Annotated in this window: 12 protein-coding genes; 8 read left to right on the top strand and 4 right to left on the bottom strand. The window is 54.3% G+C overall.

What is annotated here, in order from left to right; all coding sequences use genetic code 11:
* The first annotated feature begins 12 nt into the window (after positions 1-12).
* Together ACEN8Q_RS22400 and ACEN8Q_RS22395 are read left to right on the top strand one after the other, a co-directional pair.
* Positions 13-648 carry an NADH:ubiquinone oxidoreductase subunit N gene (locus ACEN8Q_RS22400; RefSeq protein ID WP_111286549.1) on the top strand — a complete coding sequence of 212 codons (636 nt, stop codon included), beginning with the start codon at positions 13-15 and terminating at the stop codon, positions 646-648.
* A 299-nt stretch (positions 649-947) separates the two neighbouring features.
* Positions 948-2,453: a YdgA family protein gene (locus ACEN8Q_RS22395; RefSeq protein ID WP_413427173.1), complete on the top strand. Its 1,506-nt coding sequence runs from the start codon at positions 948-950 to the stop codon at positions 2,451-2,453.
* A 69-nt stretch (positions 2,454-2,522) separates the two neighbouring features.
* On the opposite strand, the gene ACEN8Q_RS22390 is transcribed toward ACEN8Q_RS22395, so the two are convergent.
* On the bottom strand, positions 2,523-4,055 hold the full coding sequence (locus ACEN8Q_RS22390; RefSeq protein WP_413427175.1) for an FAD-dependent oxidoreductase: 1,533 nt from the start codon (positions 4,053-4,055) through the stop codon (positions 2,523-2,525).
* Positions 4,056-4,194: 139 nt separating this feature from the next.
* Between ACEN8Q_RS22390 and ACEN8Q_RS22385 the strand changes: the two genes are divergently transcribed.
* The 5 genes from ACEN8Q_RS22385 (at position 4,195) to ACEN8Q_RS22365 (ending at position 7,150) form a co-directional block, all read left to right on the top strand.
* A complete protein-coding gene (locus tag ACEN8Q_RS22385) occupies positions 4,195-4,755 on the top strand; it encodes a YbhB/YbcL family Raf kinase inhibitor-like protein (RefSeq protein ID WP_413427177.1) in 561 nt (186 codons plus the stop codon).
* A gap of 56 nt (positions 4,756-4,811) precedes the next feature.
* The gene (locus ACEN8Q_RS22380) at positions 4,812-5,081 is read left to right on the top strand and encodes a hypothetical protein (protein ID WP_322617727.1); all 270 of its coding nucleotides are present in this window, start codon (positions 4,812-4,814) and stop codon (positions 5,079-5,081) included.
* 120 nt (positions 5,082-5,201) lie between these two features.
* Positions 5,202-5,501, top strand: a complete 300-nt coding sequence (locus ACEN8Q_RS22375) for a type II toxin-antitoxin system Phd/YefM family antitoxin (RefSeq protein WP_090452422.1) — start codon at positions 5,202-5,204, stop codon at positions 5,499-5,501.
* Positions 5,498-5,806 (top strand): type II toxin-antitoxin system RelE/ParE family toxin, encoded by a 309-nt coding sequence (locus ACEN8Q_RS22370; RefSeq protein WP_413703760.1) that lies wholly within the window; start codon positions 5,498-5,500, stop codon positions 5,804-5,806. The genes ACEN8Q_RS22375 and ACEN8Q_RS22370 overlap by 4 nt, the downstream gene beginning before the upstream one ends.
* 306 nt (positions 5,807-6,112) lie before the next feature.
* Positions 6,113-7,150, top strand: a complete 1,038-nt coding sequence (locus ACEN8Q_RS22365) for a hypothetical protein (RefSeq protein WP_413703759.1) — start codon at positions 6,113-6,115, stop codon at positions 7,148-7,150.
* A 4-nt stretch (positions 7,151-7,154) separates the two neighbouring features.
* On the opposite strand, the gene ACEN8Q_RS22360 is transcribed toward ACEN8Q_RS22365, so the two are convergent.
* The 3 genes from ACEN8Q_RS22360 to ACEN8Q_RS22350 form a co-directional block, all read right to left on the bottom strand.
* A complete protein-coding gene (locus ACEN8Q_RS22360; RefSeq protein WP_413703758.1) occupies positions 7,155-8,330 on the bottom strand; it encodes a hypothetical protein in 1,176 nt (391 codons plus the stop codon).
* Positions 8,331-8,443: 113 nt separating this feature from the next.
* Positions 8,444-9,097: a helix-turn-helix domain-containing protein gene (locus ACEN8Q_RS22355; protein ID WP_413703757.1), complete on the bottom strand. Its 654-nt coding sequence runs from the start codon at positions 9,095-9,097 to the stop codon at positions 8,444-8,446.
* 5 nt (positions 9,098-9,102) lie between these two features.
* Positions 9,103-9,681, bottom strand: coding sequence for a recombinase family protein (locus tag ACEN8Q_RS22350; RefSeq protein WP_413703756.1), 579 nt, complete (start codon positions 9,679-9,681; stop codon positions 9,103-9,105).
* A 236-nt stretch (positions 9,682-9,917) separates the two neighbouring features.
* Here ACEN8Q_RS22350 and ACEN8Q_RS22345 point away from each other — a divergent pair, with 236 nt between their 5' ends.
* Positions 9,918-10,910: a hypothetical protein gene (locus ACEN8Q_RS22345; protein ID WP_413703755.1), complete on the top strand. Its 993-nt coding sequence runs from the start codon at positions 9,918-9,920 to the stop codon at positions 10,908-10,910.
* Positions 10,911-11,102 lie beyond the last annotated feature (192 nt).

The following is an 11,102-nucleotide window of genomic DNA, read 5'->3' as shown; positions in this document are numbered from 1 at the left end:
GGGAAACCAATAATGAAAAACCCTTACGCTCTCGGTTTCTGGTGCGCCATCGTGGCGTTGGTGCTGCTGTCGGCCACCTATTTCTACGGCATCATGCTGGCCCACCAGATCGACAAGGCTCTGGTGTTCCTCGACAGTGCCGTCGCACTGATTGCCGTGATGTCCGTTGCGGCGGTGGCCTGGGCCTCGGTCCAGAATCAACGCATCAAGAAAAGACAACTCGAACAAGGCAAGACCCTGGTCCTGATCTGGGACACCAAGGTTGCGTTGCGCCGTGTCGAAACGGTGTTCGACCGTTATTTCTGGGGCAGTTACTGGCAACCGGGGCGCACGTTTCAGGAAGTCATGGGCGAATTGACCGGTACACCGCTGGAAAAAAGCCTCGATACCCTGAAAAAACAATGCGTGGCGCTGGACCGGCAAGTGGCTGACGACGGTCGGCACTGGCTCAACAATGCCCGGGAGCTGGCCGATGTCGCCACGGCCATGGCCCGCGAACGCTATCAACTGGACGTCTGCGATCCGCGCGCGGAAGTGACAGGCGGGGCGGTGATCAACCGCGACTTCGAAGTGCTGGTGTACACCTGGACGGCGCGGCTCAAAAGCTTTGATCATCAACTGGATGAGATTGAGGTCCAGTATTCCTGAGATCTCGATATTGGCTGTACCGACGCCTTCGCGAGCAAGTCGGATCGCCGCACCGCCGCTCCCACAGGAGTACACATTTCAATGTGGGAGCGGGCTTGCTCGCGAAGGCGATTGCATAGGCGCAAATAATCCCCAACCCTGTGAACAACCCCAAGACACTCCTTCACCTTTAATCATTGGGCCGTTCGTCGCGCCTGATGCTAATCTCCATTCCACTTTCAGCGCAGTCGAGCCGTAACCCGTCATGGGTTCAGGGAAGACGACCTCACTTTCAACAGCGGACATTGAACGGGTCATACATGAATAAATCAGCAGGCGTGCTACTGGGAATCGTTGTCGCCATCGGTGCCATCAGCGCAGGCGGAGCGTGGTTCACCAGCACCAGGCTCGAAGGTGTGTTGAACACCTCGATTGCCGACGCCAACAAGGAACTGCAAGCGGCCATGGTGGGTTCCAACGGTACCGCGTCGCTGGAACTGGTGTCGCTGGAACGTCATGTATTCAGCAGCACCGCGCACTATCGCCTCAAGGGCGAAGGTGAAATGTTCGGCGAAGCGCCGGTCGAGCTGCTGTTTGTCGATCACATCGAACACGGCCCGTTGCCGTTCTCGCGGCTGATGTCGCTGAAGTGGCTGCCGGTCCTGGCGACCAGTCACTACGAACTGGAAAAGACCCCGCTCACCGAGAAGTGGTTTGCCGCCGCCAAGGACAAATCCCCGCTGACCGGCGTGGTCAACATCGGTTATGACAACGCCACCAAGGGCACCCTCGAGTTGCAGCCGCTGGAGATGGCGCTGGATGACAAGTCGAGCATGAAGTTCTCCGGCTTGAGCATCGACGTCGACGCCAGCGCCAAGGCGCAGAAGGTCAAGGCCAACGGCTACATGGACAGCTTGAAGTTGACCACCGTTTCCGAAGACCAGGCACCGGTGCAGGTTGAATTGAACGGCCTGACCCTGGCCAGCAACCTGACAAAAAGTACCTACGGTTTCTACACCGGCGAGAACGTCCTTGAACTGGCCAGCGGCAAATCGACTTTTGGCGTCAAGCAATCGGTGCTGGACTTCAAGAAATTCGAGATGAAAAACCTGACTGAAGAGTCGGGCAGCAGCGCCTCCGGGCGCGCCGATTACAAGGTCGGCGAAGTGTCCCTGAACGGTAAGACCGTCGGTTCCGGTGCGCTGGCCATGAGCCTGAAGAACCTCGACATCCCGGCCACCCTGTCGTTGATGCAGGTTTACCAGAGCAAACTGCAGCCATATGAAAGGGCGGCGGCCGAAGCAACGGCGGCCGGTTTGCCTGTACCGGAGCTGAAACTGACCGAAGCCGAAGAGGCACTGCTCAAATCCAGCCTGGAAAAACTGCTGGCGGCCGGTCCGCGGGTGGCCCTGGAAAACCTGTCGTTCAACACCGCCAATGGTGAGAGCCGCGCCAACATGGTGCTCGACCTGACCAAGCCACAAGCCATCGACCTGCCGACCGATCAGTTGGTCAGGCAGTTGATCGCGCTGCTGGACTTCAAGCTGCAAGTGTCCAAACCCATGCTGGTCGATGTATTGACCGTGCAATCGCAAATCGACGGTCAGACCGACGCCAAGCTGATTGCCGACCAGGCCACCGCCACCGCAGACATGTTCAGCAGCATGGCGGTTGGCAGCCAACTGGCAAAACTGGATGGCAACAACATCGTCACCAATTTGCATTACTCCAACAACCAGGTGGACTTCAACGGCCAGAAAATGACCGTCGAAGAGTTTGCCGGTTTTGTGATGAGCAAGTTCGCGGATACTGGCGCCACCGAATAACGGCGACCGTTTACCCGGCAACGCCCGGCCTCTGCATTGCGCAGGCGTCGGGCGTTTTGCTGTCCGGCATCACGACGGAACGTCACGGATCAACCGCCATGCCTCCTCCCATGGCAACGGTTGTTTCATCCGCTCGGCGAGCATCGCCATGGTCCGGTCCATCTCGCAGGCCACGGCCGCCGACACCACGCCATTTGTTCCGAACAGGCCTATGAAGGGCGGATCGTAAGGGTCGCCCTTGAACTCGACTTCGTCCCAGGCCTCGCCGTGTCCGAGGTAGTCGTAGGTTTTACCGAAATGCCAGGTCCAGAAATACGGCACGTCGAGGTAATGCTCGTCACCGCCCAGCATATTGGCCGCCGCGATCCGCGCCTGCTGTTGGGCCAGTCGCCAGTGTTCGATGCGCAGGCGTTGGTTGTTCAGCGGGAACGTGGCGATGTCGCCAGCCGCCCAGAGGCCGTCGGTCACGCGCATTGTGCCGTCGACATTCAGCGAGTGATCCTGCGCTTTCGGCAGCCCGGTAAAGGCAGCGGTGGCTGGCGTGACGCCAACGCCGAGCAGCACCAGATCGGCCGGCAAGCGCTGGCCGTTGTCCAGGTGCACGGCTTCGACCTTGTCCGTCCCTTCGATCCGTGCCGCATTGCCCAGGGTATGAAACACGACGCCATTGGCTTCATGCCGCGCGCGAATGGCCTTGCCGATCGTGTCACCGAACTGCCTGGCAAACGGCACTTCGTGGCGGGCCAGCACGGTCACATTCAAGCCAAGCTGGCGCAGGGACGAGGCGGACTCCATGGCAATGAAACTGTCGCCAATGATCACGACCCGCTGGCCGGCGCTGGCGCTGTCCAGAATCTGCTGCGCATGGGCTTTGGAGCGTAAAACGAACACTTGCGGCAGGTCGGCGCCGGGCAGCGTCAGCGAGTTGGGTACACCGCCAGTGGCCAGCAGCGCGGCGTCATATGTCAGTGATTGGCCGTCAGTCAGCCGCAGCGTCCTGTTTGGCGCATCCAGGCTTGCCACTTCGCCTCGCAGGCGCTCGATCCTCTGCTCGCGGTAAAAGTCTTCGTCACGCAGCGGCGGGACTTCGCTCAGCGGCATCTCCCCGGCGATCACGTATTTGCTTAGCGCAGTGCGGTCATATCCGGCGTCGGCTTCGCGGTCGATCAACAGCAACCGGCCGCCGAAACCTTTCTCGCGCAACGCCGCAGCCGCCGCCGTGCCTGCCGCGCCAGCGCCGACAATGATGAAAGTCCGCGAATCGTCGGCCGGTGGCGTGTGGGCGTCCGGCATCGGCTGGTCGCCGACCCAGATGTCGCCGTCACGGACTTCCAGGGGGTAGCGCTTGAGGCTGTCCAGGGCTGGCGGTTCACTGAGACCGCCGTCCTCGATCCGAAACTGCGCCTTGTGCCACGGACAGGTCAGGCGCCCATGGCATATCGCCCCGTCTGCCAGCGGGGCTCCGGCATGAGGGCATTCGGCCTGATAAGCGCGCAGCTGCTCACCGGCCCGCAACAGCAGAATCTTGCTGCCCTGGACCTGCACTTCCAGGCCACGGTCTTCGGGCACATTGGCGACACGCGCAACGCGATGCAGAGTCATGATCGCTCTCCAGACAGACGTATCACTTATGAGTCTGGTACTTATCGCGAGGTTCAGCCAATTCCCCCTGCCAAGGCGCGAACGGTCCGGCTATAGTTTGCACGCCGACGACGGCCCAACACGCACAAGGTGCTCCGGTATGACCCGATTGACCTCAATCAACTCTTGGCTCGCGGCCGTAGCAGTCGCCTTTTGCGTGCAGTTCCCGGCGCAGGCACAGGAACGCTTCACCTTGAACATTCCCGGAGTCTCCGATGACCGTCTGTTCACGTCGGCCGCCGCCAGTGATTCCGCCGGCTGCGGCGGACACAACATTTCCCCGGCGTTGAACTGGAACGCCGGCCCGGCAGCCACCCAAAGCTATGCCATCGTCATGCACGACCCTGACGGCCAGAAGGGCCAGGGCATCGATCAGTGGGTGCATTACGGCATCAAGGCCGGCACTCACCAGATCCCGGCCGGCGCCGGGAGTAAACCCGGCCTCGAGGGCTTCGGCGGTATCAACAGCAAAAACACCACCGGCTACATCGGCCCGTGCCCACCCGTTGGCGACAGCGCGCACCACTACATCATCCAGATCTACGCTCTGGATCTGGCCCCGGACGCCTTGCCCGCCGGCCTGAGCCGTGCGCAGCTGCTGGAAAAAATCAAAGGCCACGTCCTGAGAAACAGCAGCGTGGTGCGGCGCTATCACCGCTAAAGGCTGATCGCCCCAGCGGATTTGCAGAAAACTGAAGTGCGCGGCATTCCGGGGATTTGGCATCCACCCCCGAAAGCGCGCACTATCAGGTCATAGCCGATGCGTTGGAGGATGCCGTGGCAAAAAAGATCGACCGCATCGCCCAAATGCTCAACTGCCCGCAAAAGGGTGAAGAACTGCGGCGAGCGATTACCGAGAGTCGCAAGGATTTTCTGCTGAATCAGCCGGAAGAAGACATTGTTGAAGACGACGACCTTGAAGAGGAGTTTTTCGAGGACGACGAAGACGATGACGAGTACGACGAGTTCGACTGGACAACAGAATGAAAAAAACCGCTTCGGCGGTTTTTTTTTGTGGGCCAGGACAGCAGCGGTCGGAGACTCGTTGACCGCCATGCAGAGAATGGCACACTATCAGGTACTTTTTTACGTACCTTTGGAGCCGCCATGGAGCAGCTACTTGCAAGCCGTTCGGTCAGCATCACCGAGCTCAAGCGCAGCCCGAGCACTGTAATCGAGCAAGCCGGTTCCGAGCCTGTTGCCGTGCTCAACCACAATCGTCCAGCCGCCTATCTTTTACCGCACGCGGCCTATCAACAGCTGCTGGATCGACTACACGCTGCCGAACTTCGTGAAGCCATTGCAGCGAGCCGCAACGATCCGCGTCCGGCCGTCGCTGCCGATACAATGTTTGCCGAGCTTGATGCGCTGATTGATGAGGTAGAAGCAGAGCAACACCGTCCATGAGGCAATTGCTTTTCTCTGCATTGGCACGGGACGATTTGCTGCAAGTCGCTCGTTTTATCGCCCGAGACAATCCTGAGCGGGCCCGGACGTTTGTGGGCGAGCTACGCATGCAATGCACACGATTGATCGAACAACCGAATCTGGGTGTTTCAAGAGACGATTGCGCCAAGGGATTGCGAATGCTTCCCCATGGCCGATATCTGATTTTCTACTGTTTGATGGACGACGAGATCAAGGTCGAACGCGTACTGCATAGCGCGAGAGACATTGGCCGGCTGTTTGAAAAAAACAGCATTGATCACTAGGCGCGAAGCTTTCAAACACCCACAAAAAAGCTCCAGACCCATAAGGCCTGAGGCCTTCTCGCTACAACGTATGGTGCACCAGGCGGGATTCGAACCCACCAATGGTAAAACACCCAGTATCTAGGAGGCTCAAAGCAGGACTGATGCGGCAGTGTCACACCTTGGTGGGGCTGGTTGATGTCCTATTACGGTATCCATCGACTCGACGAGAGGCAAGCCACAAAATTTGTATCTGCAGCGTTAAAGTTTCACCTGTTGCTATCCGATGTTACTCGTACACCCCCTTCATTCCATCTAGAGGCATCAATGCTGGTAATACTCGTTTACACCGCAATAGTTTTTTTGGTCGCGGGCGTTTGGGGCTTCTCTCGTCACAAGGCAGGGGTATGGGGTTGGGTGGATTGCCTGTATTACCCATTGGCAGCAATCGGGGTTATTTTGTTTTTTCACAACAACAGCGGCCAGCGGCAAGAAATCGAGGCGATACAGGATAAACAGTTACTGCAGCAGGAACTCGTTAGTGATATCGCCAATCAACCTCGTGTCCACATTGAAATCGGTTCGGCTCTATATACGGGCTATATCGCCTTGATAGGAACAATTCCAGGGTTAGCTGCCGTTTGCCCTGAAGCCAGCACATCAGCAGCCTGTGATGCGGCACAGAAGCTTTCACCGATGATCAAAAAATTCCTAAACACCGCCAATGCGAATGCTGACCTGCCGATAGAAAAACGCTTGCTAAGTACCTGCAATGCTGCGGAGTCGATGTTGCTGGAGCTTGAAGCTTCCGGTGAGTTACTGCCGTCTACATCTCGCGAGCTGATAGGAAACTACAAAGCGATTGCCCAAAAAAATTTAGGTTTGGGGGCGGCGTATGAAGTCGATCGTGTCAATGAGGTAATCAAAAACGAAAGTCAGTCTGAGCTGAAAAGTCTCGATCAGGGAGGCTATCTTAATTCTGAAGCTGGAGCCTTTGTTAGAGAGGTAATGAGTGTGCAGGTCAATAATGCGACGCTCATACTCAAAGGGCTGACACCTTGCTTAGCAACACGAAACAGTGAGCTGAAGCAATTGAACGAATGGACGGATAAAAAACTCACTACAGAGCAACGTATCCAGGAGATCAACCAAATTATTGAGAAAGCTAAGACCTTCGTTGATCTTGGGCTCTATAGTTTTCAGTTGAAATCATGGCCATTTTTTCTAGTGCTGGCCTTGGCGTTGAAATTTGGTAAGGCGGTTTTTGGAGTTAGCGAGCAGTGCAAAACCGCACTCCGGAAGCTCAAAATCCTTTGGGATCAAGGATCGCGTACCAAGTCAGATCAGGGGCAAGATCAGGCCTGATCTACTAGGCAGCGAGCCAAGTCCCTATCCCCTTATAAAAGTTTTTTGCCTGCTGTGTCAGCTGTTGAGTCGCGTAGTTCGGGCGGTTTTTTCGCCCTCTCTCAGCTTCAAGATTACCAGCGGTGATGAGGTATTCCTTGATGCAGTAGGCGGCCCACCATTGGGCGCTCCGGGGTTTTTCGATATGCACGGCAAGGTTGCTGTAGCGCTGCCTATAACCCTCAGCTAGCGCGCTCCTGAGAGCCTTCGAAACCTCATCTACTCTGCCATCCGGGATGCATAACGCTCCGTGAATATGGAGAGGATGATTTTCAGTGCTGCCGGTATGGTTGAATTCCAGGTTAAAGGCAAGATCAGTCTCGATGCCCAGCTTCGCCAAGCTACGTTTGATGATCTCAGCGAGGTAGTTAGCAGGGCCACGAGGAGCCGCTAAAGCAGCCTCAGCCGAATCATGATCCAGTCGGATGGTGATCGTTTTTGCTTCGGGCCTCTTGCAAAGCAGAAGGAGGCGAAAGAATTGCTTTATCTCCGGTGTGACAAATTTAGCCCAATCCAGTAGTTCGCCTTTCCCTTGATAGTCCTGCGCCAGCTTGTGAAGGAAGTCTGCTGTTTTCAACAGACCCTGTATCTGGTCATGGTCAAGGGTTGGATCTAGTTCACTAATAGCTACTAGGCGTTCGGAATGACTCAGTTGAAAAAGAGCTACAAGTCCCGCTTTTCCTGGCGTGGAGATCGATTGAGCACGCCATTTTGAGCGGCCTGGGTTTGCATTTACTCCAGCCTCAACTCGTTTTGGATGATGTGGAATGCTTTGCCCACCTGAAAATTTCACATTGTCACTGTCAGGCAGATCGGGCATGCGCGAGCTCAATAAGCCATATGAAGGCGTTCCCGCGAACAAACCGGCCTCGATAGGGGGATTCTTGGCAGAGGCCATGCTGATTTTTTCAAGCGCGCTTTCAGGTAATTCCTGAAAAGACTCAGCAATGAGCTGATCCAAGTCCGCGAAGGAATCATCCTGCTCCTCTATATGTTCAAACCAGTCCGTACCGAACAAGGCTCGGTATCTGCCCCTGTCAACAATACTTTCCGCATGGAGGCGATTGGCGCTTTCAAGCAGCCGCGCTTGGATTTCGAGAACCTCCCCTTCTTTGAATGGGCTCTGATGCTTAAAGGTCATGGCTGTCTCAATACCCGAGCTAGTTCGGGTCGATTTTCATTTTCGCGTTTCCCTGGATGCTGCCAGGGTGTTCAATACTTACACCGGTTTCTAAGGGTTTGACGATTGACCGGTCATGGACAGGTCATGTGTGAGTCAAAGCCTTCACAGATGATGTCGTCGTCTTGTTGATCTTGCTGCGCCAATCGCTTGCTTTCGAACCACCGCAAAGTTTCTTGCTCGTCTTCAATGCTATTGATGTCCCCATCACGCTCCGCTTCTTCCAGTCTCTGCTGTGCTCGCATCTCGGCGACATCGTTTTCGGTCATGATATGAATCTTGAGCTCCGGGAGCTCTTCGAAAGCCAGGGCTTGATTCAGCTTCTCTAAAGGCAGCGCACGTCGCGTTACATCCTGCGTTAGCTTCAGTGTCGTAGCTGCGGCAGCGAGCCCCCTGAAAACTGTCGGATCAGTTGGATCAAGGGTTTCAACCGCATTTGCGAGCTTCATCCTGAGTTGTTGAGTCAGCGCCAGCTCGTCGGTGACAAGGGACGCTACTGTCTGCTGCACAGCGTCGAGAGAAAATGCCGTTGTAAGTAGCTCTTCTCTGGCCTTTTCAATCAGCGCCTGAGTTCCGGCGCCAGCCACAGCATTGTGTTTTTTGAGAAGGCGCTGAGCTGTGCTGACACTGATCGCCAGTCGACCTGCAATTGCGGTGATGGTCCATCCAGCCTCTCTGAGGATTACAGCCTGAGCAGCTTGGTCAGGTGTTTTCTGGTTGCCTGCCATGATTGCTACCCCTGATAGCTGAATGAGAGTTTGATGGCGCAGGCTCGTTTCACCGCTGCGACGGAGATTCCAAATTGAGTAGCTGTTTCTTGAATGGTGGCTGAATTGGCTTTACGCCACGCATGTACGGCGGCGTCGTCGATCTTCTTTGGTGCGCCCAACTTCTGACCCATCGCACGAGCCCGAGTGATGCCCGCTAGCTGACGGGCTTTAATATTCGAACGCTCCAGCTCAGCGACAGCGGCCAACATGGTGAGCATTGCTTTCCCGATTGGGCTGGACAGATCGAAGCCTTCTCGCATTGAGACGACCGCTACGCCTTTGGCTTTCAGAGCTTCGACTGTTTCGAGCAGATCAATGGTGTCCCTTCCCAAACGATCAATTGCAGATACGATCAAGGTATCGCCCTTGCGAGCAAACTTGAAAAGCTCTGCAAAACCGGGACGTTGTATTGCCTTTGTTGCCCCGCTGGTGGCCTCGTCCGCGTACCAGTGTTCGACGTTGTGCAGCGCGGCAATCGAATGGCGCTGTGCCTCTGTGCTCTGATCTTCTGTACTGACTCGAACGTAAGCTAGGACTGTCATCGGATTGCGTCTCTCTTTAGCTCAAAAGTATGGCTCAGAATATAGGTGATGGCTCAGATAAAAACAACAGATTTGAGCCATCATGACGCTCAGGCTTTACGTTGCTTGCGTGGACTAGATTTGATGGCTCAAAAAGTACACTTTTTGAGCCATCATCATACTTTTGCCTTCTGATGTTATTGAGCAATTAATCTGAATGTGATAGATCGTCCTGGCGAGCTCACGGGGTATTCAAAATGAAACAGCAGCTTTTAGTACGATCTTTGCTAGTCGATCCGATGACAAAAAAGTATATCAAGGCAGTGGATGAGCAGAATTTTTCTGATTTCATTCAACTGCTTGCAAGGAAAGATGGAGATTCGCAACTGAGGGTTTTTGACTTCTCACCAGTCGTTGAGGCTGTTCACAGACGCATTGACGAGCAACTGAGTTTTAGAGAAGACGCGGAAGTTAATATAAAGAGAAAGAACGTTTTCAATGGTTGGAAGAGGTTAGTATCGCTTAGAAATAAAGACCTTCGTAATAGTACCGTGGTGCAGGTTTGCTCGGAGGCAGAGGATGCATTGAACTGGATGCATAAACGACTCCCAGGGCTTAAATCCACCTTTGTATGTGCTCGGGAAGGGTATGATTATCAAGCGAGTGAAAATAAGAAAAGTTCTACTCTCTTCAAGTTTTATGGTGAGGTTCAAGCGTTCATAGAGGTGTTGCTATGTAGCATGCATTCCACTTTTCTGGTGGATACTGAATATTTTAAGAAGGAAAGTGTATACATAAATCATTGCAGTGCGGTTAGGAAGCTTTTAGTTGATGCCTTGCACCGAGAGCTTAATTATAGTAATGGAGAATTTGACTGGAATAGTTTCATATATCAATGCGTTATGGAACCTCAACAAATAGGTATAAATGCCGATGCTCTCTTGCTGCAAGTTGGTTCTGATATGGACAGGCAGAGTGTTGAGCGAAAATTGGTTGGCTCTGAGAGGATAAGGGATTTTGATGATGGTTCCAGGGGGTATGTGGTTAGATGGCAGCCCATGTCGTCGGATAAAATCGAAAGCGTGAAGAGCTTGTCTCAGATGTTGCAAGAGATTGATGCTATTATCATTTTTTTGAATGATGTGCGACATGAAAACTTTCAGTTTGAGTCTGACGGACCAGGGCAGGATGGATTTGAGCAGGAACTTAGGCTTCTCTTGGATGTAAGAGTGGGTAATCTGCTTCGTTAGAGTCGTTCTATCTGGCCCGGTAGGCAATAATATACGGCGCCGGGCACTGCTAGGTTTCGGGTGTGCGTTTAGCTCTTTTTTACAACATATTTTTCCATTTTATTTAATCCGTGTTTTTCGCGGGTTTTTGTAGTGTCGGCTTTGATCTTTTGATCAAGGCGGCTTTCAAAGTTGGAATATGTAATGTATGAA

Source organism: Pseudomonas sp. Pseusp16, from assembly GCF_047324915.1.
GTDB lineage: Bacteria > Pseudomonadota > Gammaproteobacteria > Pseudomonadales > Pseudomonadaceae > Aquipseudomonas > Aquipseudomonas fluorescens_CD.
Note: the sequence above shows the minus strand (reverse complement) of the source record. Positions and strands in the feature narration are given on the sequence as shown.

Excerpts from the sequence above, each read along its gene's own strand:
- ACEN8Q_RS22400 (WP_111286549.1), top strand. The coding sequence starts at position 13 with ATGAAAAACCCTTACGCTCTCGGTTTCTGGTGCGCCATCGTGGCGTTG.
- ACEN8Q_RS22395 (WP_413427173.1), top strand. The coding sequence starts at position 948 with ATGAATAAATCAGCAGGCGTGCTACTGGGAATCGTTGTCGCCATCGGT.
- ACEN8Q_RS22390 (WP_413427175.1), bottom strand. The coding sequence starts at position 4,055 with ATGACTCTGCATCGCGTTGCGCGTGTCGCCAATGTGCCCGAAGACCGT.
- ACEN8Q_RS22385 (WP_413427177.1), top strand. The coding sequence starts at position 4,195 with ATGACCCGATTGACCTCAATCAACTCTTGGCTCGCGGCCGTAGCAGTC.
- ACEN8Q_RS22375 (WP_090452422.1), top strand. The coding sequence starts at position 5,202 with ATGGAGCAGCTACTTGCAAGCCGTTCGGTCAGCATCACCGAGCTCAAG.
- ACEN8Q_RS22370 (WP_413703760.1), top strand. The coding sequence starts at position 5,498 with ATGAGGCAATTGCTTTTCTCTGCATTGGCACGGGACGATTTGCTGCAA.
- ACEN8Q_RS22365 (WP_413703759.1), top strand. The coding sequence starts at position 6,113 with ATGCTGGTAATACTCGTTTACACCGCAATAGTTTTTTTGGTCGCGGGC.
- ACEN8Q_RS22360 (WP_413703758.1), bottom strand. The coding sequence starts at position 8,330 with ATGACCTTTAAGCATCAGAGCCCATTCAAAGAAGGGGAGGTTCTCGAA.
- ACEN8Q_RS22355 (WP_413703757.1), bottom strand. The coding sequence starts at position 9,097 with ATGGCAGGCAACCAGAAAACACCTGACCAAGCTGCTCAGGCTGTAATC.
- ACEN8Q_RS22350 (WP_413703756.1), bottom strand. The coding sequence starts at position 9,681 with ATGACAGTCCTAGCTTACGTTCGAGTCAGTACAGAAGATCAGAGCACA.
- ACEN8Q_RS22345 (WP_413703755.1), top strand. The coding sequence starts at position 9,918 with ATGAAACAGCAGCTTTTAGTACGATCTTTGCTAGTCGATCCGATGACA.